Origin of the sequence: Intestinimonas sp. UBA1698, from assembly GCF_002320075.1 — a bacterium.
Classification (GTDB): Bacteria; Bacillota; Clostridia; order Oscillospirales; family Oscillospiraceae; genus Intestinimonas; species Intestinimonas massiliensis.
This window is the reverse complement of sequence record NZ_DCJO01000034.1, coordinates 228,259-250,796: the sequence shown is the minus strand read 5'-3', so window position 1 is coordinate 250,796 and position 22,538 is coordinate 228,259. Positions and strand designations below refer to the sequence as shown.

The 22,538-nt window shown below is 60.7% G+C and carries 23 protein-coding genes and 1 tRNA gene; 10 read left to right on the top strand and 14 right to left on the bottom strand.

All coding sequences use genetic code 11. The features are described 5' to 3' along the window. Positions 1–39 precede the first annotated feature (39 nt). Genes B3H64_RS09210 through B3H64_RS09200 form a run of 3 tightly spaced genes read right to left on the bottom strand, consistent with a single transcriptional unit; the run spans position 40 to position 3,345 of the window. Positions 40–408: a helix-turn-helix domain-containing protein gene (locus tag B3H64_RS09210; RefSeq protein WP_050618827.1), complete on the bottom strand. Its 369-nt coding sequence runs from the start codon at positions 406–408 to the stop codon at positions 40–42. Continuing rightward, complete coding sequence (locus B3H64_RS09205) at positions 389–2,008, bottom strand: helix-turn-helix transcriptional regulator (protein WP_050618828.1); 1,620 nt, start codon at positions 2,006–2,008, stop codon at positions 389–391. The genes B3H64_RS09210 and B3H64_RS09205 overlap by 20 nt, the downstream gene beginning before the upstream one ends. Positions 2,009–2,040: 32 nt before the next feature. Then, positions 2,041–3,345, bottom strand: coding sequence for an extracellular solute-binding protein (locus B3H64_RS09200; RefSeq protein ID WP_242853746.1), 1,305 nt, complete (start codon positions 3,343–3,345; stop codon positions 2,041–2,043). Between the two features lie 296 nt (positions 3,346–3,641). Here B3H64_RS09200 and B3H64_RS09195 point away from each other — a divergent pair, with 296 nt between their 5' ends. Together B3H64_RS09195 and B3H64_RS09190 are read left to right on the top strand one after the other, a co-directional pair. Then, on the top strand, positions 3,642–3,782 hold the full coding sequence (locus B3H64_RS09195; protein WP_154666686.1) for a hypothetical protein: 141 nt from the start codon (positions 3,642–3,644) through the stop codon (positions 3,780–3,782). Beyond that, a complete protein-coding gene (locus tag B3H64_RS09190; protein ID WP_050618830.1) occupies positions 3,769–4,125 on the top strand; it encodes a zinc-ribbon domain-containing protein in 357 nt (118 codons plus the stop codon). The genes B3H64_RS09195 and B3H64_RS09190 overlap by 14 nt, the downstream gene beginning before the upstream one ends. 625 nt (positions 4,126–4,750) lie before the next feature. Here B3H64_RS09190 and yaaA read toward each other — a convergent pair. The 5 genes from yaaA to B3H64_RS09165 all read right to left on the bottom strand — a co-directional run bounded on the left by yaaA (position 4,751) and on the right by B3H64_RS09165 (position 9,024). Then, positions 4,751–5,608 (bottom strand): peroxide stress protein YaaA, encoded by an 858-nt coding sequence (gene yaaA / locus B3H64_RS09185; RefSeq protein ID WP_094762488.1) that lies wholly within the window; start codon positions 5,606–5,608, stop codon positions 4,751–4,753. A 69-nt stretch (positions 5,609–5,677) separates the two neighbouring features. After that, positions 5,678–7,411 carry a DNA/RNA helicase domain-containing protein gene (locus B3H64_RS09180; RefSeq protein WP_286734612.1) on the bottom strand — a complete coding sequence of 578 codons (1,734 nt, stop codon included), beginning with the start codon at positions 7,409–7,411 and terminating at the stop codon, positions 5,678–5,680. 24 nt (positions 7,412–7,435) lie between these two features. After that, positions 7,436–8,044, bottom strand: a complete 609-nt coding sequence (locus B3H64_RS09175) for an HNH endonuclease (protein WP_050618832.1) — start codon at positions 8,042–8,044, stop codon at positions 7,436–7,438. Beyond that, positions 8,041–8,424 (bottom strand): (deoxy)nucleoside triphosphate pyrophosphohydrolase, encoded by a 384-nt coding sequence (locus B3H64_RS09170; protein ID WP_238074103.1) that lies wholly within the window; start codon positions 8,422–8,424, stop codon positions 8,041–8,043. Before B3H64_RS09170 ends, B3H64_RS09175 begins: the two co-directional genes overlap by 4 nt. A gap of 509 nt (positions 8,425–8,933) precedes the next feature. After that, positions 8,934–9,024: transfer RNA gene (locus B3H64_RS09165), tRNA-Ser, on the bottom strand. 301 nt (positions 9,025–9,325) lie between these two features. Between B3H64_RS09165 and B3H64_RS09160 the strand changes: the two genes are divergently transcribed. Continuing rightward, positions 9,326–10,009 carry a gamma-glutamyl-gamma-aminobutyrate hydrolase family protein gene (locus B3H64_RS09160; RefSeq protein WP_050618835.1) on the top strand — a complete coding sequence of 228 codons (684 nt, stop codon included), beginning with the start codon at positions 9,326–9,328 and terminating at the stop codon, positions 10,007–10,009. Between the two features lie 56 nt (positions 10,010–10,065). Continuing rightward, on the top strand, positions 10,066–10,641 hold the full coding sequence (locus tag B3H64_RS09155) for a xanthine phosphoribosyltransferase (protein WP_050618836.1): 576 nt from the start codon (positions 10,066–10,068) through the stop codon (positions 10,639–10,641). 48 nt (positions 10,642–10,689) lie between these two features. On the opposite strand, the gene B3H64_RS09150 is transcribed toward B3H64_RS09155, so the two are convergent. From B3H64_RS09150 to B3H64_RS09135, 4 genes are all read right to left on the bottom strand, one after another. After that, positions 10,690–11,058 (bottom strand): lipoprotein, encoded by a 369-nt coding sequence (locus B3H64_RS09150; protein ID WP_050618837.1) that lies wholly within the window; start codon positions 11,056–11,058, stop codon positions 10,690–10,692. Then, positions 11,055–11,276 (bottom strand): helix-turn-helix domain-containing protein, encoded by a 222-nt coding sequence (locus B3H64_RS09145; protein ID WP_050618838.1) that lies wholly within the window; start codon positions 11,274–11,276, stop codon positions 11,055–11,057. The genes B3H64_RS09150 and B3H64_RS09145 overlap by 4 nt, the downstream gene beginning before the upstream one ends. Before the next feature lie 12 nt (positions 11,277–11,288). Continuing rightward, positions 11,289–11,846, bottom strand: coding sequence for a DUF2975 domain-containing protein (locus B3H64_RS09140; protein ID WP_050618839.1), 558 nt, complete (start codon positions 11,844–11,846; stop codon positions 11,289–11,291). Positions 11,847–11,972: 126 nt separating this feature from the next. Further along, positions 11,973–12,695 carry an NAD-dependent protein deacylase gene (locus tag B3H64_RS09135; protein ID WP_050618840.1) on the bottom strand — a complete coding sequence of 241 codons (723 nt, stop codon included), beginning with the start codon at positions 12,693–12,695 and terminating at the stop codon, positions 11,973–11,975. Positions 12,696–13,005: 310 nt separating this feature from the next. On the opposite strand from B3H64_RS09135, the gene B3H64_RS09130 reads away from it, so the two are divergent. Further along, positions 13,006–14,784, top strand: a complete 1,779-nt coding sequence (locus B3H64_RS09130; RefSeq protein ID WP_050618841.1) for a Na/Pi cotransporter family protein — start codon at positions 13,006–13,008, stop codon at positions 14,782–14,784. 53 nt (positions 14,785–14,837) lie between these two features. Here the strand turns inward: B3H64_RS09130 and B3H64_RS09125 are convergent, their stop codons facing one another. Beyond that, entirely contained in the window at positions 14,838–15,617 is a 780-nt protein-coding gene (locus B3H64_RS09125; protein WP_050618842.1) for a hypothetical protein, read from the bottom strand. Between the two features lie 228 nt (positions 15,618–15,845). On the opposite strand from B3H64_RS09125, the gene B3H64_RS09120 reads away from it, so the two are divergent. The 3 genes from B3H64_RS09120 (at position 15,846) to B3H64_RS09110 (ending at position 18,175) form a co-directional block, all read left to right on the top strand. Continuing rightward, on the top strand, positions 15,846–16,259 hold the full coding sequence (locus B3H64_RS09120; protein WP_050618843.1) for a NusG domain II-containing protein: 414 nt from the start codon (positions 15,846–15,848) through the stop codon (positions 16,257–16,259). 11 nt (positions 16,260–16,270) lie between these two features. After that, positions 16,271–16,795: a Gx transporter family protein gene (locus tag B3H64_RS09115; RefSeq protein WP_050618844.1), complete on the top strand. Its 525-nt coding sequence runs from the start codon at positions 16,271–16,273 to the stop codon at positions 16,793–16,795. A gap of 90 nt (positions 16,796–16,885) precedes the next feature. Next, entirely contained in the window at positions 16,886–18,175 is a 1,290-nt protein-coding gene (locus tag B3H64_RS09110; RefSeq protein WP_242853747.1) for a polysaccharide deacetylase family protein, read from the top strand. A 65-nt stretch (positions 18,176–18,240) separates the two neighbouring features. Here the strand turns inward: B3H64_RS09110 and B3H64_RS09105 are convergent, their stop codons facing one another. Next, entirely contained in the window at positions 18,241–19,437 is a 1,197-nt protein-coding gene (locus B3H64_RS09105) for an acetate/propionate family kinase (protein ID WP_050618845.1), read from the bottom strand. A gap of 159 nt (positions 19,438–19,596) precedes the next feature. Between B3H64_RS09105 and B3H64_RS09100 the strand changes: the two genes are divergently transcribed. Both B3H64_RS09100 and gdhA read left to right on the top strand, forming a co-directional pair. Next, positions 19,597–20,763 carry a tRNA(Met) cytidine acetate ligase gene (locus tag B3H64_RS09100; protein WP_050618846.1) on the top strand — a complete coding sequence of 389 codons (1,167 nt, stop codon included), beginning with the start codon at positions 19,597–19,599 and terminating at the stop codon, positions 20,761–20,763. Positions 20,764–20,995: 232 nt separating this feature from the next. Further along, complete coding sequence (gene gdhA, locus B3H64_RS09095; protein WP_050618847.1) at positions 20,996–22,345, top strand: NADP-specific glutamate dehydrogenase; 1,350 nt, start codon at positions 20,996–20,998, stop codon at positions 22,343–22,345. Positions 22,346–22,538: the final 193 nt, after the last annotated feature.

Below are 22,538 nucleotides of genomic sequence, written 5' to 3'. Positions count from 1 at the left end.
AATAACCGCCCCCGGGCTTTAAGCCCGGGGGCGGTTTTCTTATTCTTGGGATGGCGGCCGTTCCATGCTGCGGATAAAATCGGCCACTGCCCGCAACTCCGGCTCGCTCATGCGCTCTACCCGCTGGAGCACCTCGGCCTGAAGGCCGTGCACAGGCCGCCCCCCGCCCTCCTCCCCCTGGAGGACCCAGTCCGCCGGGTAGCCGTAGACACGCTCGATCAGCCGGGCCAGGGTCTCGGAAATGGCCGTTTTCCGTCCGCTGGTGAGCAGATAGACATAGTTTGCGCTGATACCAAGGCTCTGGGCAAACTCCACCTGCTTGACCCCGCTCTCCCGAATGATCTGCCGGATACGCCCGGCAAGGCCGGATTCCCTTCCCCCGTCTGGGTTATATTTTCCCCTGGACATAGGCGTCCTTCGCCTCCTCCATCATCTGGATATACACCATGAGTTCCTTGCGGCTGGTGACGTTCAGCTTCATATAAATGCGGCGGTTGTGGGTCTTGATGGTATTGATGGACAGGCACAGAATCTCCGCGATCTCCCGCGCCGTGTGGCCCCGCATGTACAGGTCAAAGACCGCCCGCTCCGCCGCGGAGAGCGTGTCGATGTTCTTCACGAACTCCTGGTACAGGGCGGACTGACCCGGCAGCGGGTCCGGCGCTTCATCCTGCGTGGAAAGGAATTCGATTAGGTCGTCAATCTCCGGGATATGGGTCTTGGCGCCCTGGCCGCCCGCTTTGATTTGCCGGAAGGCCGCCATCACCGGCCGGACATATCGGTGACTGATAAAGGCGGCCACCGCCATGCTGCACAGCAGCAGGATGCCCAATCCCACCATCAGGCTCCAATTCCGGCCCGCCAGCTTCTCCGCCAGAGCATGCTCCGGCATCAGCAGGGCCAGGACCCACTCCTCCCCCTCATAGGCCGAGTCCGAGGGGTAGAGCACGACCTCCCGGTGCAGCCCTACATAGGGTGCGGCGTCCGCCTGACGGTATGTGTTGACCGCATGGGAATCCGGCTGGACCTCCAGCGGCTCTTCCGTCATATCGGTGGGATAGACGGCATAGCTCCCGGCGAACAGAGCGCCCTCTGCCGCCAGCCGTCCCTGCTCCAACGGCGCCAGCATACAGAACAGATACTCATACTGGCTGTTGTCCGGCGCGTAGGACAGCTTGAAGAGCATTTGGCTCACCTCAAAGCCGCACACCCCCATCACCGTCCCGTCAGAGGCCCGCAGGGGCACGGACAGCAGCATGACCCGCTCGCCGCTGCCGGGCAGGGAGGTGCTGCGGCTCCAGTGGTACAGCCGTGAGATGGGCAAATCCCGGCATTCCTCCGCCCGCTCCATCGGCACGGTGTAGTACTCCCCATCCGATACGTCGAATTCCATCCTCCACTGGGGCAGCGTATAGAGCCCCCGCTCCCGGGCCACCGCCATGGGGCCCACCATGTAGCGCAGGTTGGCCGCCGTATTGCTGACGATATTGGGCTCCATATTTTTCAGGTAGAGGCCCGCCCGGGAGTGCTCCGCCCCCTCCAGCTCCGGATTTACAGTGGCGTCCAGGATCAAAAACACCCCGCTGCTGCGGGCCTTCTCCAGCGCCCCGGACAGCCGGGCGAGCTCCTCCCCCAGCAGCTCCTCCAGCAGCGCCGTGTCCTCCCCCAGCCCGGCGGGTACGGCTCCGCGCTCCGCCAGGTGCCACTCCAGGCTCTGGGAGAGCTCTCCGGCCAGGGTCACTCCCTGCACTGAGATGTCTCCAAAGCTCCGGTACACATTCTGCGCCCGGTAGGACAGCTCATTTTCCAGCAGCTCCCGGGTAGCCTGCATGCCGCTGTGGAAGGTCCCCGTCAGAAAGAGGATGAGCAGAAACCCCATCAGGATGGCGTTGAGAAAGAGCAGCAGCATACCGAACAGGCGCAGGCGCATGGAGAGGCCGTCCCGGCCCGCCCGCCGAACGGCATGGATATAGAGCTTTCCGGTTTCCAGCAGGCCGCGTCCGGCCATACCCATCCCCTCCCCTGCGCTTTCGTCCATGCCTACCGGCCGGTGAAGGCCTCAAACCGCCCCTGCACCGCCGCTTCATAGGCCGCATCTGGCTCCGTGGTCTCCAAAAGCGCGCAATATTCCTCCCTAGCCGCGCCCCCGGCAGTCAAAAAGTCCGCTTCATAGCTTCTGCGCAGGGCGTTGAAGGAGTCAAACACCGGCGGGATGTAGAATTCGTACTCGCTGTAGACCTGTACCGCCGTACGCAGCAGCTTCTGAATGTTGACGTTCTCATTGGTGGCGATTTCCTGGTCCATGCTGTTTTCAAAGGCGGCCTTCGTCACCGGGAGATAGCCCGTGGAGGCCACAAAGCGCATGTTCTGCTCCGGCTGGGTGAACCACTTGAGGAACAGCACCGCGGCCTGCTCCTTCTCCGGGGTGGACCGGGCCACCACCAGGCCATTGCCCCGCTGGATAGCGATTTTCTTCCCGCCTTCAAAGGTGGGGAAGGGCAGCACGGTGTACTCCACCTGCTCAGTGGTGTTGTCCGGGTAGGTGATCTGATCCCCATAAAAGAGGATGCCCGCGGTAGAACCGGTGGAGCAGACGATCTCCCCGGTTTTGGACAGATCGGAGGAGTAGCCGTCGTAGATGGCATAGCCTCCCCGGACCGCCGGCTCAAACACGGCCTGCCACACCCGCCGGTAGGCCGGGTGGTCCAGTGCCAGGCTCTCTCCCTCCAGAAGGGAGGCCCCCATCTGCTCCATGCCCACCTGAGCCAGGTTGAACAGGGAGTCCGCTGTATAAAAATGCTTGCCGTCCCCCGCCGTATCGGGGGTCAGCCCGTCGGTCCACTGGTAGTATTCCATGCTGGCCGCCGCAATACCCTCAAAGGTGGACAGACTGTCCAGCGTGACGCCGACGGCCTGGGAAAAGCGGTCGAACAGAGTCTGATTGACAAAGAGCACCTCGGTAGACTTGGCGAAGGGAAAGACATAGAGCCGCCCGTCGTCCAGCCGCCCCTCCTCCACGAAGCGGGGCAGATAGGCGTCCAGCTCCTCCTGGGTAAACGGTCCATCCAGCGGCGCCAGCAGCTCCTTTGCCCGCAGAATGGAGGCCGTGGCGGGGTAACAGGTGGTAATATCCGGCATCTCGGGCGCGCCGGGGTCCCCGGCGGCGATCATGGTCAGCTTCTCCTGGACGGAGGCCGAGCCGGAGATCGAGGTGACGCTGAGTATGACGCCGTTTTCCTTGCCCACCGTACCATTGAACTCGTCCACCAGGGCGTCCATGGTGGCCTGCATCTGTCCGCCGAAATTGTGCCACAGGGTCAGAGTCACAGGATGTTTGGGGTCCAATCCGGACGGCTCACTGCATCCGGATAATAGGGTAACCATGATCAAGGCGACGCAAAAAATCCCTCCAAAACGTTTCATACAACCGCTCCTTTTCCCTTCTTCCCCTGGTTTTGTAAAAATCACCCCAAAAATCACCCCTATTCGGGCTTGACCGTCACCCCAGGGATGATGACTCAGGTGAATGCGACCGATATACTGAACGCCAGAGGCGAGAGTTTTTGCTCTCCTCTTCTGGTTTTTATTTTACCTTTATGCTCTAGCCAAATCAATCTTAATTTGTGGAAGGAGAGGATCACATGGAGAGCAGGGAACAGCTTCTCCAGGAAATCACGCAGGAGATCAAAGGCATGGACCGGGAGTCCCTCCGGCATCTCAGCGCATTTCTTACCGGATTGGAGGCCGTCCGAAAGGAGGAGAGCGGCCATGACCAGGCCTGATTCCCCCGCCTTCCATGCTCCCCATCGGCTCCTGTGCCGCGGCAGAGGCTGGCAGGTGGTTTTCTCCTGCGGTCTCTGCGGCAAGGAGTACGCCGTCCTTGTTCCGCAGGCAGGCCAGCCGGAACAGGCCCTGGCGCTGGCCGCCGCTGAGGCAAAGCTCCACTTCAACTGGTGCCGGCACTGCGGCGTCTGGGTCTGCGACGAGCACTTTAACGAAAATCGCGGCCTGTGCACCCGGTGCGCGCCCCGCATCTGCGCCGCCTGCGGCGCTGGGGTCCCCGCCGGAGACCAATTTTGTACCGTCTGCGGCGCCGTCCAGTTTGAGCCCAGCCGCCGTCCCTGAACCATCGAAAGAAAAAGCTGGTCCTTTTCTCCTGTGTATGCGCCACCGCCTCGGCGACCGGAAAAGACACCGTGACCCTTTACATCCAAGGTGCGGTAAAGCTATACCCAGGACCAGCGTAAGGAACCACATAGGCTGGCTGTTCGGCGACGGCGGTATGGGCGTGGCCATCCTCATCTGGCTGGCGGGCACCGGCCTGGCCAATTCTTTGTGGACAGCTCCCTGGGCTATAGCGACGAGTGCTGCTTGGTCTGCTGTTCAGGCTCCTGCACGAGAGCCCTCTGGTGCCCTTCCTTCCAGAAGGGTCAGCAGGAAAACCCCAGCCCGCCTGCGCAGAGGCGGCCACGGCGGACAAGACCTTTTGTCCCTCCTGCGGCGCGCCGCTTCCAGAGCAGACGGCGGCGGCCTGGACAGCCTGCTGGACCAGATCAACCGCGGCTGAGGCCCAAACGACGGCAAACTCTACCTGAGCCTGTCCTACTGTGACGGCACCCTCACCATGGACCACACCACCGAGCTGCGGATCTCTCCGGGATTCTCGGCGGATAGCCGCCGGCTCCACACCCCGTTTCAAAAACAGGGCGGCTCCTCTCAGGGGCGTCCTGTTTTCGCTCTTTCTCTCCTACTATCCGGAGGATGGGGAGTCGATCCGATGTTCAACCCCAGGGAGCGCATCCTGCTGACCGCCCTGCGGCTGTTTGTCCAGGACGGCTACGAAGCCGTGTCTGGACGCAAACGGCTCCTTGCGCAGAAACACCAGCTCGTCCGGCGTCGAATGTTCGGCGTCGTAGGCATAGCCCAAGCCGTCAAAGTCCCTCACGTCTACCGCCTTTGTGACTTGGCGCTCGGTCAGCCAGCGCACCATCTGCCCCCGCGCCATTTTGCACAGGGTGCCCCTCTCGACGATCTTCCCCTTACTCCGCTCCCCAAACACGCAGGTGACCACCCGCACCGTCCGGGGCAGATAGGGCGTCACCGCCCTGCTGTACTCCCGGGAGGCCAGGTTCAGGATCAGGTCCGTCTCGGCCGCCAGCTCGTCGGCCAGCCTGCCGCCCCAGAAATCGTACAAGTCCCGGCTCCCGTCCACGGACAGCTTTGCCTGCATCTCCAGCCGATAGGGCACCACCCCGTCGAGGGGACGCAGCACCCCATAGAAGCCGGACAGGATACGCAAGTGCTCCTGCAGGAAGGCGTACTCCCCGCGCTCGAACACCCCTGGGGCCATATACCGGTATTGGATTCCTTCATAGGCCAAAACGGCCGGCGTCAGGCCGCGCTCCAGGTCCATTCCCCGCAGCCGTTCCGCGTTGAGCCGCGCCAGGGAATCGCTGCACCGCCAGAGGGCCTGCAGCTCCTCCGCCGTCAGCCGCTGCAGCGCCTGCTTCACCCGCTCCGCCTTGTCCCGGAATCGGGGCAGTCCAACAGCGGCCAGGCCGTCCGGGTCTGTCCGCATCTTCTTCGCCGGTGAGATGATCATCCGCATAGGCTTCTCCTCTGTCATGTTTCTCGGCGTCCGCTGCCGGGTCCGATTATACCTCAGCGGGCAGGCCGGTTAGCGGTTGTCATTGCTATCTGCCGACTGCATTGGGCGATAGAGGTTCCAGGCTTGACCATTCCAAATCATGTCTGGTCCCCAGCACAGGATCGGGAGATCCACCTCTAAGCCCTGACAACTGAACTCGGTCACCACGTGGCGAAAGCGACAGCAGGATTTTGGACTTTCAGGTGGATCATTATACCACGCAGCAATGTCCATGTTGCGCATGTTGGTGGCCTCATAGCTATTATCCACGCCATAGCGTCTCATCAGCGTGGACTCTGCTTTAGAAGAGACTAGCAGTCCATAGCGCTTCGATGATTGCCCCATATAGCGAGTCGTACAATACGCCTTTGCTGCATCTAAATCCTGCGTCACGAGCATCGTATAGCCCGCAGACTGCAAGGAGGTGGCAAGCGATTTTGCCTGGTCAATCTCACCTGAAATCAAATGGTTCATAAAGGTGCTGGCGTCTTGGGCCAAGTGGTTGCGTAAGGACACGTTGAGATCCAATTGGTTGCGCGCGTGAAGGCGACGCATCGTCCGCAGCGGTTCAAAGGAGGCGGTCAGTTTTGAAGGTGCAACAATTTCCCATGCTCGTTGTGCACGGGAAATGGCGCTCACCCACTGGTCTACGCCGGCGGATTCCCCCTTGTAGATTTCTTTCCCTTCCCCGATGAGCACAAGAAGGACACACCACGGGAGCCGTGTCTCTGCCAGTTGGAGCATTAATTCTGCCTCGGAGCATTGGCGACCAGGGTTCCGCTGGGCCATGCGCTCCTGCGTCCAAGCCCGCTGCCCCTCATCAAAGACAATGATGCTCTGGTGAAAATCCTTGGCCCGATAGCGGACAAATTCATCGATCTGTTTATGGAGGTCCTTGACAAATACATTGCTCCCCAAAGCAGCAGAGAGGACTTTCACCAAGGGGCCGTTGCCCGACAGATACACAGAGTGCACTTGCTCTGCTGCCTGGAGGGATTCATAAACATATTGTAAACCCAAGTAAGTTTTCCCTGCGCCAGGCACACCCGTGACAAAGGCGAGCATATACTTGCCCTTTTCTTGCGCATAGGTAGCAATACCGGTAAGGCACTGTAATGCTTGTGGAATGCCTGCACTGTCTGCGCTGCGGATATGCGGGAGTGCCTCCTTGCGCATAATCATCTGAGCGGCCTCCACGATGGTGGGAAGGGGCTCATAGCGGGAGGACATCCAGGCAGTCGCATCACAAGCGGTTGTGCCCGCTTGCAACGTGTCGAGCAGGGCTTCCTGCAGCCGATCCCCAGAGCTCACAAGGACAGAACCTCTTAACTCTATTGTATGGTTTATGCGGGTAACCACCAGTAAGGAAGTGACTTTGCGGTTTCTGGATTCAAAGTGATATTCCTGGATATCCCGGGCATAGGCAGCCGTCTGGTCCACATCGGCCCGGAGCACACGGTATTTCATTTTGAACTCCAAAATCACGACCTGTTCTTGGCTGAGGAGGATCACATCTGGGCGACGGCCCGCTTCATAAGGCAGCTCGTATTCGAAGATCAGGATGAGCTCTGGATGTTGCGCTTGAATGGCCGGTAGCGTATGTAGGAGCACATCATAGCAGTCTGCCCAGGCAGCAATCTGCTCTTCGTGGAGAGGGCGCCCCGACTCCCGAGCCTTCATTTGGGCCAGCCATTCTTCTTTTCTAACACTGAGGAAGGTGCCCAGTGAGGAGGCAAAGCTACAACGGGGATGGGCCAGCAGCATAAGAACAACCTCCCACAAACAGTTTTATCCAATCGCTGAGCGTAGCTTTTGAACGTCCTCAGGGTCATTGACAATGTGCATCTTTTTGTGACAGTTGGGGCAGAGCGCGGCTGTATTGTCAGTGGTATCTGCCCCGCCCTGAGAGAGCCACTCAATATGGTGGCTTTCCAGGTAAGGACGCCCCTTTTGATCCCAAAATGGTGCTGGCTGGCCACAGAGCTGACAGATCCCCTTGGCCCGACGCTTGGCATACTCTGCAACAAAGGGGTCCCGTACGTAGACAGAGGAAGTCACATCCCGTTGGGCAGCCTTCTGTTTTTCAGTGCCGTTTACGTGGCGAGCAAGGTGCAGCACTTCAAAGAGGTACACTTCGACTCCGTTGTGATCTGATTCGGCCAGAGTGCGATTTTGACTGGTCAACGTCTGATCTCCAGTCTTGCCCATTCCAGTATAGTGAAGGGTATCGCCATACCACTTATCGTCATAGAGAGACTTTGTATGGTCCGAGATGATAATGAGGGTATTGGTGCGCTTGGAGCGGTGCATACCACCCATATTACCGCACTGAAATGCGGTACAGATTTCTGGGTGAGTCACTGTGTCGCCCACTGCAAATGGCGGTCGGAAGCTCATCGCAATACCTCCAAAAGTTTTTGAGAGACCAGATAGTCGGCCGGAAGCTGGTCGTGGTCTAACAACTTCGAAAGTGGGACCCACTCCATCTGATCATGGACGGTCAACTGGATTTCCCCTTCATATTGGTTGATCCGATAGGCATGTAGGCGAATGGTTTTGGAGCTCATTTCAAAGGCGCTCTCCGCCATCTTCTCACCAATTTCCGCGTCAATGCAGAGTTCTTCCTTTAGCTCGCGGTGCAGACACTGTTCACCAGTCTCGCCGGGCTCTATTTTTCCACCGGGATATTCCCAACCGCCAGCCGCATTCTGACCCGGAGCACGGCGCATAAGCAAAACATGGTGGTCTTTCACAAGGATACCAGCAGTTACTTCCATGATAATCCCTTTCTATGGAAGGATAATATTGTATTTTTATTGTACCAGATTTGGGTGTGTTTTCAATGGCTATCCCAAATTCTGAATCGCCCCCATCGATGAGCACGGTACTATGTTATAGCTGAAAAGAGAACTGCAAAAGGACACTTCTTCTTTTCAGAGGAACTGTCCTTTTGAGGGCAGGTAAGCAGCCTACCTACGCGGTATTCATTTTTGTCGCTAATTTAACACCCTCTACGGTATAACGGTTTCGTGCCCGATTTTTTCGGGTTGGAAAAGGATAAAAAATCCACCTGATAAACCTCCAAATCCTTGAAATTATGGGGCTTTTCCGGTTTGTCGTTTTAATACCGTAAGGGCATACCTGCGCAAGCCTTCTGCTGCAAAGCGGAGAAGTATCAATGAAGCAGCTTTCAAACCGGCTGAGGCACAGCATCTTCTCAACAACGGCAGACATCTATCCGCTTAAAAAGGAAAGAGCCTGCAATGGTACTCCCATTGCAGGCTCTTGGCGGAGGAGGTGGGAGTCGAACCCACGCGCCGGGAACACCGACCTGCCGCTTTTCGAGAGCGGTCCCTTCACCACTTGGGTACTCCTCCAAGCTATCTTCAACACCTGCCCTCTAGATGAACAAAGTGTAGAAATGCTGTTGTAAAAAATACGGGCAAGCCAGAAAACCAGTAAAATCAAGGGTTTTCGGGCCCAAACGGTCTACAGTCCACTTTGATTTCCATCAGTCCCGTTATGACCACTTCGATGCCGCTCCCTCTTGAGCCGCCAGTTAAAATCGTCAGCTCATATAAAATACCGTATTTCTTTCCGTTTGTCAATGCCGTCCCTTGCAGTTCCATGGCTTTTCCGCTATAATACCGTTGATAATCAAATGAGGAGAGGCCGAACATGAAAGCTCCGCGCATCCTGCTCTCCGGCTCCGACGGCAGCCGTATCAACTATGAAAATGCCATCCGCCGCGCGGGCGGCATTCCCTGCTCCTTCTACTGTCCCCCAGTCAGCACCGACTACGACGGGCTCCTGCTCTGCGGTGGCGAGGACGTGGACCCGTCCTATTTTCATCAGGAAAATCGCGGCTCCCGCGACATGGACCTGCGCCGCGACCAGGCGGAGTTTCCCCTCGTAGCCGCCTGGCTGGCGGCAGAGAAACCCATTTTCGGCATCTGCCGCGGCCATCAGGTCCTCAACATCGCGCTGGGCGGAACGCTGGTCCAGGACATTGGCCCGGAGCCGGCTCTCTTTCACACCCACGACTCCCATTGCGCCGGAGACAAGGTCCACCCCGTCCGGGCTGCGGCGGGCTCTGTTTTGCATCGCTTCTACGGCCCCATCTTTCCCGTGAACAGCTCCCACCATCAGGTCGTGGACCGGCTGGGGACGGGCCTGCGGGCCACAGCCTGGTCGGAATCCGGCCTGGTGGAGGGCATGGAACATGACACGCTGCCCCTGCTCTGCGTCCAATTCCACCCCGAGCGCATGTCGTATGACCGGCGTCGCCCGGACACGGCGGACGGCTCTTTCCTGTTCGAGCACTTTATTCAGCAATGCCGCGGAGGCTGTACCGGGTGGTAAGCCCAGTACCGCCGGAAGCACCACGCGGAAATATAGAACGGAGGCACCTACCACATATGGATGAACTGAAAAAACGAATCCAAAAGGACGCCGCCATCGGTGAGGGCGACATCGTCCGGGTGGACATGTTTCTCAATCACTGCATGGACATGGAGCTGCTCCAGTCCGCCGGCAAGGCGCTGGCCAAGCGCTTTCAAGGCGAAAAGGTCACCAAGGTGCTGACAGTGGAGGCTTCCGGCATCGCTATGGCCTGCTTTACCGCGCTGACGCTCGGCGTCCCCGCCGTCTACGCCAAGAAGTTTCAGACCGGATACATCGACCCGGACGTCTACACCGCCGAGGTCCACTCCTTTTCTCTGGAAAAATCCTACACCATGCGGGTCTCCCGCCGGTATCTGAGCGAGGACGACCGGGTCCTGCTGATAGACGACATCCTCTCCAGCGGCCAGGCCATGCTGGGACTGCTGGAGATCGTCTCCAAAGCCGGGGCGGAACCCGCCGGTGTGGGTGTCGCCATCGAAAAGGCCACCCGGGACGGCGGACAGGTCCTGCGGCGCATGGGTCTGCGGGTGGAGGCCCTGGCTACCATCCAGCGCATTGAGGATGGCCACATCGTCCTGGCGGAGGATTGAACCGCATGGAACAAGCGAAGGGACCGGCACGCCCGGTCCCTTCGCTTGTTATGACGGGAGCTCCTCCAGCAGCAGGACGGGCCGACCGCCCCGCTCCGACAGGGTGACGGTATACCGGAGCTCGTGCTCAAAGGACAGGGAAAACGTCCCCTGAGCCAGCACGGCCCGCTCCCCCTCGTCCCAGACGCGCAGCGACACCACCCCGCCCTCGTCCGGGTCCATCCGGAAGCCCAGGGAGTCCCCCCGCCCGATGGGGGAGCCGTCCGCGTAGCAGCCGCCCCCGCTATACCCCGGCCCGGCCAGCTCCACCAGTCCCACCGATGCGGCGCTGTCGTTGACGAAAATCAGATTGTCGGCGTTCCGGGCACAGCCGGCCAGGAAAAACAGCAGCAGGGCGGGCAAAAGCAGCCGCTTCACGGCTTTTCCTCCTCTCCGGATACATATTCCAAAATGTCGCCGGGCTGGCAGTCCAGAGCCCGGCAGATGGCCTCCAGGGTGGTAAAGCGCACCGCCTTGGCATGATTGTTCTTCAGGATGGACAGGTTGGCCAGGGTGATGTCCACCCGCTGGGCCAGCTCGTTGAGGCTCATCTTCCGCCTGGCCATCATCACATCCAAATTGACCATGATCGGCATCGTTCCGCCCTCCTATATGGTCAGGTCATTTTCCGCCTTCAGCTCCGCCGCCTGGCGGAAAAGAGCGGACATGACCATGCACAGCAGTCCCGCCATCAGAAAGATGGGCACGAACAGCGCGTTGTATGTGAGCAGAGGCATCAGGCTGCGATAAAAACACAGGCCCCACACCGTCCGGCCCAGGGCGGCGGCCGAGATGAGGAAGCAGCATACCGCCGCCCGCCGCATATTGGCCGCATTTTCAAAGGTGAAAGTGTTCCCGGCCAGGATGGTGTCCAGCACCCGGCGGGCCTGCCACAGGATGACGGCGGTGCAGACGCCGCAGAAAAAAAGGAATCCGTATAGTACCCAGTCATAGATTCCGCACTCTGCCACAAGAAACAGAAAATCCGGATAGTAAGAGAGCCAGAAAGCTACGGGATGGCGCAACAAATCCATCAACACCCCCGGCTCACCTCGGGACACCACCAAAGTCGGCAATTGGAACAGTGCTAGGATGTTGCAGATAAACGTAATCGTGACTAGGACCTTTAATACGCTGGCCAGCTTTTGTACTCCGGTCTTTTCCATGGGAATCCCTCCCTTGTTCTGGGGTCAGCATAGCACACTCTATATTGAATGTCAATTATTTTTTATTGTTTTTCAATAAATGGCGGCCTACCGACAGCCCCGGCGCAGAACGCCGGGGCTGTTTCTTCAAATCTGGACGGCGCCCAGGATCTCCCCGATGGGGCCGGAGACCACCAGATCGGCCTGCCAGTCCATGGAGGTCGCCCCCTTGTTGATGAGGGTCAGCTTATTCCCCCGGTAATCGTTCACCAGCCCGGCGGCCGGATAGACCACCAGCGAGGTGCCGCCGATGATGAGCATGTCGGCTTTGCGGATGTAGTCCAGCGCCCTCCGCATCACCGTCCCGTCCAGCGCCTCCTCATAGAGCACCACATCGGGCTTGATGACCCCGCCGCAGGCACAGCGGGGCACCCCCTCCGCCTCAGCCACCGCCTCCACCGGATAGAACCGGCCGCACGCCTGGCAGTAATTCCGGTGGACGGAGCCGTGGAGCTCCAGCACCTCCCGGCTCCCGGCCATCTGGTGGAGACCGTCGATGTTCTGGGTGATGACCGCCCGGAGCTTGCCCGCCTGCTCCAGCTCGGCCAGCTTCCGATGGGCCATGTTGGGCTTGGCCCACAGGGCCAGCAGCTTTTTTCGGTAAAAATCAAAAAATTCTTCGGTGTGGGACGCATAAAAGCTGTGGCTCAGCATGGTCTCAGGCGGATACTGGAACTGCTGATGGTACAGCCCGTCCACGCTGCGGAAATCGGGGATGCCGCTTTCGGTGGATACGCCGGCCCCGCCGAAAAAGACGATGTTGTCGCTCGCGCTGATCCATTCCTGCAAGGTTTCCTGTTCCTTTGTCATGGGTCCTCCTCCTTCTCTGGTCTGGAGATTGACGGCTGATCTGCTGTTCTTTATTTTACCCTCTTTTTTCCAAAAACACAAGAGGGCATCCGGACCCCTTTGCCGCCCACGCTGATTATTTGACGGATTTCATGCAGAAACTTTTTGCCTTTTTGGCCGAAATGTAAAATTTACGTCAAGTGCTTTACATAGGATTTACGCGGCGAAAAAAGGCGTATATAATCTATACTGGTTTTATAGGGACCTAAAATTGAATCCTGCAAATTTCGGCCGCTCAACTTTGACAACTTGTCAGATTTGGAGGAAACTTGTGAACGCAACTGATGTGATCACCCTGATAGGTGCAATCGCGACCTTCCTGTTCGGCATGTCCACCATGACCGACGGTCTGGAGAAGCTCTCCAGCGGTCGGTTGGAGGGTATTCTGGAACGACTGACCAGCAACGTGTTCAAGGGAGTCCTGCTTGGCGCTCTGGTCACGGGTCTGATTCAGAGCTCCGCCGCCACCACCGTAATGTGCGTGGGCTTCGTCAATGCCGGCATCATGAAGCTGCCCCAGACTGTGGGAATTATCATGGGCGCCAACATCGGCACCACGGTCACCGCGCAGCTCCTCCGGCTGGGCGACATTTCGTCCGACAACGTCTTTTTGGCCCTGCTCAAGCCCTCGATCCTGGGCCCTCTGCTGGCAGCGGTGGGCATCGTGCTCTTCATGTTCCTCAAGGGGAGCAGCCGCAGGCAGATCGTGGGCCAGATCCTGCTGGGGCTGGGCCTTCTGTTCATCGGCATGAAGACCATGGAAAACGCCGTCTCCGGCCTCCAGGAGCTCCCCGCCTTCCGCGAGCTGTTCGTCGCCTTTTCCAATCCCCTGCTGGGTATTCTGGTAGGCGCCGCCGTCACCGCCCTGATCCAGAGCTCCTCCGCCTCCATGGGCATCCTGCAGGCGGTCAGCTCCACCGGCGTGGTTTCCTTCCATATTGCTATCCCCCTTATTATGGGCCAGAACATCGGCACCTGTATCACCGCCCTTCTCTCCGCCATCGGCGCCAGCAAAAATGCCAAGCGGACGGCCATGGTTCATCTCCTGTTCAATATCATCGGCACACTGTTCTTCCTCGTGGTGCTGTATGCAGGCAACGCCCTGTTCCACTTCCCCTTCTGGGGCGACGTCATGAACCGCGGCTCCATCGCCAACCTGCACCTGGGCTTCAACGTAGCCTGTACCCTTCTGCTGCTCCCCTTCAACCGGGTGTTGGTGAAGATCGTGGAGACGCTGGTCCCCGGCGATACCGGGACCATCGACATCAACCCCCTGGACGAGCGTTTCCTCTCCTCCCCCGCCGTGGCTCTGGAGCACGCTCGCGCCGCCGTCATCAATATGGGTACCATGGCCCGGGACAACTACCGTCTGGCCGTGGAGCTGCTCTCCGACTATGACGACAAAAAGCTGGAGCGGCTCCATGAGACCGAGTCCGCCATCGACAAGCTGGAGAACATGCTGGACAGCTATCTGGTCAAGCTCACCGACCGCGCCCTCACCCAGTCGGAGAGCAATCTGGTGTCCGAGCTGCTCCACACCCTCACCAACTTTGAGCGGATCGGCGATTACTCGGTCAATCTGTCCGAGTCGGCCACCGCCCTCCACAGCCGGGACATCGCCTTTTCCCCCGTGGCCAGCCGCGAGCTGCGGTACCTCACCGACGCCGTGGGCAAAGCCGTGGACACCACGCTGGCCTGCTACGCCGGCCGGGATCACGCCCTTTCCATGCAGGTGGAGCCGTTGGAAGAGGTGGTGGATCTGATGGAGGACACCTTGAAAAACCGGCACATTGAGCGGCTGAAATCCGGCGCCTGCACCATCGAGCTGGGCACGCAGTTTCTGGAGCTGCTCATCAATCTGGAGCGCATTTCTGACCACTGCTCCAATGTGGCCATGCTGATCCTCCGCTCCACCACCCCCGCCAAGGAAAACCTACCTGACAACCACACCTACCTCAAGTATCTCCACTCCGGCGCCTCAGCCGAGTTTGAAAAGCTCTTCGCCCAGTATCAGGAGCAGTATTACGCCCCCATTCGCAAGGAGGCGTGAAGACACACAAAAAAGCGGCGCCCGGCAGTAGCCGGGCGCCGCTTTTTTCCCAATCACATGAGCTTGACGGTGAAGTAGACTGCCAGTACGAAGATCCAAGCCACCAGTGCGAACATCAGGTAGTAGGCCGCCGCAGCGCCCAGGATCAAAGCCGCCGCCAGGGCCGCCGCCACCACGGCACAACTGACATAGAACAGGGCGTAATTGGCACCGTGGCCCAGGACCCGGATACGCTTTTCCCCGCGCTTGAGCATTCCCTCCGCCTGCTGGAGCCGCCGGGCCAGCAGCACCGCCGCCACCAGTATCACCGCCACCACGGCGAAATAGCCATAGACCACCACTGCGTGGCCGCCGCCCGCCTTGCGGAAGAGCCAAAGCCCGACCAGGCCCAGTGCCGATAAAACGGTGATGGCAAAAAATTCCCGCTGGTAGAGGTAATACACCAGCGCCAGCACCGCCACGGCCGGGACCAGGGTACACATGAGCTGGATGCCGGCCCCCTTGAATCGGAACGCCGCCAGGCATCCCAGAGCCAGAGCTCCGAAAACGCCGGTCAGCAGCCCGGGGATCAGGCCGCTCCGCTTCTTTTTCAACCCTGTATACAGCCAGACCGCGCAGACCACCGTCAGCACCGCCAGCGCTGCAATCATCACGGGCAGGGCCTTATGGATGTTGCTCATGAGCGTGATGCCGCTGACGTTATAATTGATATAATAGCGGTTAAGCAGCAGCAGCAGGAGTTCAACGACCACTGCCCCGCCAAACCAGATCAGGGTCCGGTTCAGGACGACATCCTCCTTCTGGTTCCGCGCCGCTTGCTTCTGTTTATCCATGGGTTCATCTCCTAGTCGCTTTCGTCCGGCGCATACCGCACCAGTCTAACAGGCAGTATTTTATCAGAATTTGCCCTGTTTTGCAACTAGAAAATACTTACCGCTCCCGGCGCCAGTTCCTTCCTGTCATCGGAGCTTTTCAAGCGCGCCGCTTCGTGATACAATAAAAAAGTCTATGATCCCGGCTTTACCGGGGTCAAATTGTGGATTTTGATGTGAGGCATACCGATGAAACACGCTGGAACTCCCCCCGCGGCTATCCGTGTCCGCCCCACCCCCTGGGACGGCCTTGTGGCGCTGGCCGTGGCGGCCTTCGCGCTTCTCCTGCTCTATCTTTTTCGTCCGGCCCCTGGAAACTTTTTGACCGCCACAGTCGTCTTAAATAACGAGGTCATCGCCCAATACCCCCTCTCTTCCCTGTCCGAACCCGTCACCCTGTACCTGGAGGAGCTGGACTATCCCCTCACGATTCAGGCGGAGCGGGGCCGCATCCGGATCTCAGAGAGCTCTTGCCCCGGCGAGGACTGCGTCCACACCGGCTGGGTGTCGGTTTCCGGCGGGCAGATCGTCTGCCTGCCCAACCGCCTCATCATCTCCGTCACCGGCTCGGAGGCCCCGGCCGTGGACGGCGTGACCGGTTAGGAGGGCCCGTGATGTATCCTGCTTCCGCCCTTTCCACGCGCCGCCTCACCCGCTGCGCGGTCCTGACCGCCCTGGCCCTGGCCCTGTCGGTAACCGAGGGGCTCTTCCCCCTCACCGTGCTGGTGCCCCTGCCCGGCCTGCGGCTGGGTCTGGCCAATCTGGTCACCATCTACGCCCTGTGCACCATGTCCGGCCGGGAGGCCCTGCTCATCTTGGTGGCCCGGTGCCTGCTGGGCGCGCTGGTGGGCGGTAATCTCTCCGCCCTGGCCTTCTCCCTGGGCGGCGGGCTGCTGGCCTTTGGGGTCATGTGGCTGCTGGTCCGCTGCCGCCGTCTGTCCCTCTTCGGCGTCTGCATTGCCGGCGCCGCCGCCCACAACACCGGCCAGGTCCTGGCCGCCATGGCCGTGCTGGCCTCTCCCGCCCTGCTGGTCTACCTGGCTCCCCTACTGCTGGCCTCCCTGGTCACCGGAGCCGTCACCGGCGCGGCCTCCATTCTGCTGGTCCGAAGGGTCCCGCCCCCCGACGGAAAACCTTAATCTTTTTGTCATTTCTTTGTGATGCATGTTACCGCCCGTTTCCTGTAAGATAACAGGGACAGAGATCGAACGCTAGGAGGAACCCCGCCCATGTGCATGAGAACAAACCTGAAACGACTGTTGGCCCTGACACTGACCCTGACGCTGTTCACACCGCTGGCCGCCTGCAAGAAAGCCCCGCCCGCCGGCAGCGGTACACCGGACACCCCGCCCGTCTCCGCAACCCCGGAGCCCACCGCCTCCGCCGAATCTTCCCCAACCCCCGCCGCGGACCCCTACGACGCCGTCAGGACCTACTGGTCTGAGGACCAGCTCACACAGTCCTGGGGCCCGGACCAGGTGGTGGAGCACCTGTTCTTCCACCCCATCATCGCCTATCCCCAGTACGCCTTCCATGAGAGCCCTCTGCCCGAATCCCAGCGCATCGGTCTGGACGACTGGATGGTGACGGTAGACGAGTACAACAAGATTTTGCAGAGCGTCTATGACAAGGGCTATATTCTGGTGGCCATGGAGGACGTCTGGAGCGAGGTCACCGACGAGAGCGGTACCCATATGGTCCGCAACACGCTCCGGCTCCCCGAGGGGAAAAAACCTCTGATCATCTCCTTTGACGACGTGAACTACTATGAGTATATGCTGGAGGGGGGCTTTACCTCCAAGCTGGTGGTGGGGGACGACGGCCAGATCTGGGCCGAGTGCACCGACCCCTACACCAAGGAGACCTTCCTCACTCAGGACCTGGACGCCACCACCATCCTGGACCAGTTTATCCTGGAGCACCCCGACTTCTCCCTCAACGGAGCCAAGGCCATCTTCTCTCTCACCGGCTACCAGGGCATCCTGGGCTATCGGACCCAGAACGACCGGGACATCAAGGCCGACGACCCGCGCCGGGCGGAGTTTGAGGCCTACCGCCAGAGTGAGATCGACGCGGTGATGCCGGTGATCCAGCGTCTGAAGGAGACCGGCTGGACCTTCGGCAGCCACACCTGGGGGCATATCAACCTGTCCGCCAAGTCCATGGAGGTGGTCAAGACCGACACCGAGCGCTGGGCCGAGGAGGTGGGCAGCCTGGTGGGCCCCACCAGCATCCTGTTCTATCCCCACGGGGCGCGGCCCGACGGGGACAACGACGTAACCCAGACCGGCCCCATGTTCCAGTACCTCCAGAGCATGGGCTTCCGGGTCTTCGCTTCGGTGGGTGTCGAGTCCTACTCCAAGATCAAGACGGACATCTCCGCCGTCATCTGCGACCGGCTTCACCCCGACGGCAAGACCCTACGCAGCGGCCGGGAGCGGGAGCGGTATCTCCAGTTCTACGACGCCAAGGACATCATCGACCTGGGTGTGCGCCCCGACCTGGGGGTCACCTGGTAAACCTGTGATGCGAAAAGGGCCCGCGCTCCATTGCGAGCGCGGGCCCTTCGTGGTTCCTGTGCAGTTTACTTGCCTACGATCTCGGCGGTATCCATGGCGATCATGAGCTCCTCGTCGGTGGGGATGAGCAGCACCTTCACCTTGGAGTCGGCGGCGGAGACCACCGCCTCGTGGCCGCGGGTGTTGTTGGCCTCGGCGTCCATCTTCACGCCCATGAACTCCAGGCCGGAGGCGATGGCCATCCGGGTGACGGCGTCGTTCTCGCCCACGCCGGCGGTGAACACGATGGCGTCCACCCCGCCCATGGCGGCGGCGTAAGCGCCCACCAGCTTCTTCACGCTGTACTGGAAGGAGTCCAGGGCGAGCTGGGCGCGGTCGTTGCCGGCCTTGGCGGCCTCCTCCAGGTCGCGGAAGTCGGAGGATACGCCGGAGATGCCCAGCACGCCGGACTTCTTGTTCAGCACGTTCAGCATCTCCTTGATGTCCATGCCGTACTTGTTCATCAGGTACTCCAGAATGCCGGCGTCCAGGTCGCCGGAGCGGGTGCCCATCGGCACGCCGGCCAGGGGGGTGAAGCCCATGGAGGTATCCACGCTCCTGCCGCCGTCGATGGCGCTGACGGAGGAGCCGTTGCCCAGGTGGCAGGTGATGATCTTCAGCTCCTCAATGGGCTTGCCCAGCAGGGCGGCGGCCCGGGCGGAGACATAGCGGTGCGAGGTGCCGTGGAAGCCGTAGCGGCGGACCTTGTCCTTCTCATAATACTCGTAGGGCAGGGCATAAATATAGCTCCTGGCGGGCATCGTCTGATGGAAGGCGGTGTCGAACACGGCCACCATGGGAGTGGAGGGCATAACGGCCTGGCAGGCCTTGATGCCGGTGATGTTGGCGGGATTGTGCAGGGGGGCCAGAGGGATGCACTCCTCCAGAGCGGCCATCACGTCGGCGTCGATCCGGGCGGAGGCGGCAAACTTCTCGCCGCCGTGGACCACCCGGTGGCCCACCGCGTCGATCTCGGACATACTCCGGATCACGCCGTGCTCGGCGGAGGTCAGGGCGTCCAGCACGGACTGGATGGCCTCGGCGTGGGTGGGCATGGCAATCTCAAACTCCAGCTTCAGGTCCTTGGCGGGGACCTTGTGGGTCAGGCGGCCGTCGATGCCGATGCGCTCACACAGGCCCTTGGCCAGCACCGTCCGGGTGTCGGTGTCCATGAGCTGGTACTTCAGAGAGGAACTGCCCGCATTGATGACGAGGACTTTCATGTTACTATCCGCTCCTTAATTTGTATAGTTTGGGCTTCGGCCCTTGCAGAATCGTTCCGGTTCCGCTAAAATTGCAAGTATATTCTAGACCATTCCGCTGGAAAGAACAACCCACTTTTTCGATGAAATTCAAAAAAATCTACACTTTTGGGGGCTGACATGAACATCTCCGGCATTATTGCTGAATACAATCCCTTCCATTCCGGCCATGCCCGGCAGATTGCTGAGACCCGCCGGCTGCTGGGTGAGGACGCCGCCGTGGTCTGCGCCATGAGCGGAAACTGGGTCCAGCGGGCCGACTGCGCCATCGCTGACAAGTGGACCCGGGCGGCCGTGGCCCTAAAGGGCGGCGCCGACCTGGTGCTGGAGCTGCCCACCCCCTGGGCGATCTCCTCCGCGGAGCGCTTCGCCCGGGGTGCGGTGGAGGTCCTCTCCGCCGCCGGAGTGGTGAGCCATCTCTCGTTCGGCAGCGAGTCCGGCTCGCTGGAGGAGCTTCGGGCCGCCGCCGTCTGTCTGGACTCCCAAGCCTACCCCTCCGCCCTGCGCCGCGCCCTCGACCAGGGGCTCCCCTTCCCCGCCGCCCGGCAGGAGGCCGTCCGCGCCCTCATCGGCCCGGCGGCCGACGTTCTCTCCGCCCCCAACAACAACCTGGCGGTGGAATACCTGCGGGCCCTGCCCGGCTCCATGGAGGCCGTCGCCATCCCCCGGACCGGGGCGGGCCACGATCAAGCTCCGGCGGCGGGCTTTGCCTCGGCAAGCTGGCTGCGGGGCCGGCTCCGCGCCGGGTACCCCGATGCCGCCGCCCCCTATCTCACCGGCCCCTGGACCTGGGAGACCGCCGACCTGGTCCGCTGTGAGCGGGCCATCCTGGCCCGACTCCGCTCCATGACTCTGGAACAGGCCGAGGCTCTGCCCGACAGCGGCGACGGCCTGGCCGCCCGGCTGCTGGCGGCCGGAAAGGCCGCCACCACCCTGGAGGAGGTCTACGCCCTGACCAAGACCCGCCGGTACACCCACGCCCGGGTCCGGCGGCTGGTGCTCTGGGCCTTTCTGGGCCTCACCGCCGCCGACCGCCCGGAGCATGTCCCCTATCTGCGGGTGCTGGGCTTCAACGACCGCGGCCGGGCGGTGCTGCGGGAGATGTGGAAACATGCCCGGCTGCCCATCCTCACCAAGCCCGCCCACGTCCGCACCCTCTCCCCCGCCGCCCGGCGGCTTTTCGAGCTGGAGGACCGCTGCACCGACCTCTACGGCCTGTGCCTGCCCACAGCGGCTCCCGGCGGCCGCGAGTGGACGACAAATCCCGCCATTTTGCCCGTCAAATGAACTATGCATCTTCCTTTGCTGCATCGGATGCGGCATTCTTCCGCCATATGAGAAAAATTCTGCAAGTTTCCATTTTTTTGTTGCATTTTTACCCAGATAGGCGTATAATACCCCCAACAATTTTCCGTGGGGGGCGGAATCGGCCGCACCCAGTGCAGCAGCGCACAGGATTTTATATTTTAAGGTGGGCGTGTCCACGGAAACGCGCCGCCAGGCAAAGGGGTTTGGCAAGATGACATTTACCAACAGCTATCTGCAGGAAGTGTACGCGGACGTAGTCCGCAAGGACCCGGATCAGAAAGAATTCCTCCAGGCCGTCCGGGAGGTGCTGGAGTCCCTCCAGCCTGTGGTGGAGCAGCGCCCCGAGCTGGTCAAGTCCGGCGTCATCCAGCGCATCGTGGAGCCGGAGCGCAGCCTGCTCTTCCGCATCTCGTGGGTGGACGACAAGGGCAACGTGCAGGTGAACCGTGGCTATCGCGTCCAGTTTTCCACGGCCATCGGCCCTTCCAAGGGCGGCCTGCGCTTCCATCCCAGCGTCAACCTGAGCGTCATCAAGTTCCTGGGCTTTGAGCAGATCTTCAAGAACAGCCTCACCGGCCTGCCCATGGGCGGCGGCAAGGGCGGCTCCGACTTCGACCCCAAGGGCAAGAGCAGCAACGAGGTCATGCGTTTCTGCCAGTCCTTCATGACCGAGCTCCAGCGCCACATCGGCCCCGACACCGACGTGCCTGCCGGCGACATCGGCGTGGGCGCCCGGGAGATCGGCTATCTGTTCGGCCAGTATAAGCGCATCCGCAACGAGTTCAACGGCGTCCTCACCGGCAAGGGCATCAGCTACGGCGGCTCCCTGGCCCGGACCGAGGCCACCGGCTACGGCCTGTGCTACTTCACCGAGGAGATGCTCAAGGCCAACGGAAAGTCCTTCCAGGGCCAGAGCGTGGTGATCTCCGGCTCCGGCAACGTGGCCATCTACGCCAACCAGAAGGCCACCCAGTTGGGCGCCAAGGTCATCGCCATGAGCGATTCCAACGGTTATATTGTGGACCAGAACGGCATCGACTATAAGGTCATGCAGGAGATCAAGGAGGTCAAGCGGGACCGTATCAAGACCTATCTGGACTATGTGCCCACCGCCCAGTACGTGGAGGGCTGCTCCGGCATCTGGAGCGTACCCTGTGACATCGCTCTGCCCTGCGCCACGCAGAACGAGCTGGACGGCGTAGCCGCCCAGCAGCTTGTGAAGAACGGCTGTTTTGCCGTGGCCGAGGGCGCCAATATGCCCTCCACCCCCGAGGCCATTGAGATCTTCCAGATCAACGACGTGCTGTTTGGGCCCGCCAAGGCGGCCAACGCCGGCGGCGTGGCCACCTCCGGTCTGGAGATGAGTCAGAATTCCATGCGTCTGTCCTGGTCCTTCGAGGAAGTGGACCAGAAGCTCCACGGCATTATGACTAACATCTACCACAACGCCGCCAAGGCCGCCGAGGAATACGGCATGCCCGGCAACCTGGTGGCCGGCGCCAATATCGCCGGCTTCATGAAGGTCGCCGACGCCATGATCTGGCAGGGTGTCAGCTACTAAACAGCCTGTCGGTGACCGGGGCCCCATCGCGGATGGGGCGGCGCGCAGCGCCGTCAAGCGTCCTGCACAGCAGGACCTTGGCGCAGGGCGAATTCATTTCGCCCGAGCAGGTCAGACCGGGTCCCCAAAGTGCCTATGCGCTTGGGGCCATGCCGACGCTATGATCTGGCAGGGCGTCAGCTACTAAACAGCC

Excerpts from the sequence above, each read along its gene's own strand:
- B3H64_RS09160 (WP_050618835.1), top strand. The coding sequence starts at position 9,326 with ATGAAAGCTCCGCGCATCCTGCTCTCCGGCTCCGACGGCAGCCGTATC.
- yaaA (WP_094762488.1), bottom strand. The coding sequence starts at position 5,608 with ATGCGGATGATCATCTCACCGGCGAAGAAGATGCGGACAGACCCGGAC.
- B3H64_RS09135 (WP_050618840.1), bottom strand. The coding sequence starts at position 12,695 with ATGACAAAGGAACAGGAAACCTTGCAGGAATGGATCAGCGCGAGCGAC.
- B3H64_RS09100 (WP_050618846.1), top strand. The coding sequence starts at position 19,597 with ATGAACATCTCCGGCATTATTGCTGAATACAATCCCTTCCATTCCGGC.
- B3H64_RS09175 (WP_050618832.1), bottom strand. The coding sequence starts at position 8,044 with ATGAGCTTCCGACCGCCATTTGCAGTGGGCGACACAGTGACTCACCCA.
- B3H64_RS09195 (WP_154666686.1), top strand. The coding sequence starts at position 3,642 with ATGGAGAGCAGGGAACAGCTTCTCCAGGAAATCACGCAGGAGATCAAA.
- B3H64_RS09140 (WP_050618839.1), bottom strand. The coding sequence starts at position 11,846 with ATGGAAAAGACCGGAGTACAAAAGCTGGCCAGCGTATTAAAGGTCCTA.
- B3H64_RS09205 (WP_050618828.1), bottom strand. The coding sequence starts at position 2,008 with ATGGCCGGACGCGGCCTGCTGGAAACCGGAAAGCTCTATATCCATGCC.
- B3H64_RS09180 (WP_286734612.1), bottom strand. The coding sequence starts at position 7,411 with ATGCTGCTGGCCCATCCCCGTTGTAGCTTTGCCTCCTCACTGGGCACC.
- B3H64_RS09120 (WP_050618843.1), top strand. The coding sequence starts at position 15,846 with ATGAAACACGCTGGAACTCCCCCCGCGGCTATCCGTGTCCGCCCCACC.
- B3H64_RS09190 (WP_050618830.1), top strand. The coding sequence starts at position 3,769 with ATGACCAGGCCTGATTCCCCCGCCTTCCATGCTCCCCATCGGCTCCTG.
- gdhA (WP_050618847.1), top strand. The coding sequence starts at position 20,996 with ATGACATTTACCAACAGCTATCTGCAGGAAGTGTACGCGGACGTAGTC.
- B3H64_RS09115 (WP_050618844.1), top strand. The coding sequence starts at position 16,271 with ATGTATCCTGCTTCCGCCCTTTCCACGCGCCGCCTCACCCGCTGCGCG.
- B3H64_RS09110 (WP_242853747.1), top strand. The coding sequence starts at position 16,886 with ATGTGCATGAGAACAAACCTGAAACGACTGTTGGCCCTGACACTGACC.
- B3H64_RS09145 (WP_050618838.1), bottom strand. The coding sequence starts at position 11,276 with ATGCCGATCATGGTCAATTTGGATGTGATGATGGCCAGGCGGAAGATG.
- B3H64_RS09210 (WP_050618827.1), bottom strand. The coding sequence starts at position 408 with ATGTCCAGGGGAAAATATAACCCAGACGGGGGAAGGGAATCCGGCCTT.
- B3H64_RS09125 (WP_050618842.1), bottom strand. The coding sequence starts at position 15,617 with ATGGATAAACAGAAGCAAGCGGCGCGGAACCAGAAGGAGGATGTCGTC.
- B3H64_RS09155 (WP_050618836.1), top strand. The coding sequence starts at position 10,066 with ATGGATGAACTGAAAAAACGAATCCAAAAGGACGCCGCCATCGGTGAG.
- B3H64_RS09170 (WP_238074103.1), bottom strand. The coding sequence starts at position 8,424 with ATGGAAGTAACTGCTGGTATCCTTGTGAAAGACCACCATGTTTTGCTT.
- B3H64_RS09105 (WP_050618845.1), bottom strand. The coding sequence starts at position 19,437 with ATGAAAGTCCTCGTCATCAATGCGGGCAGTTCCTCTCTGAAGTACCAG.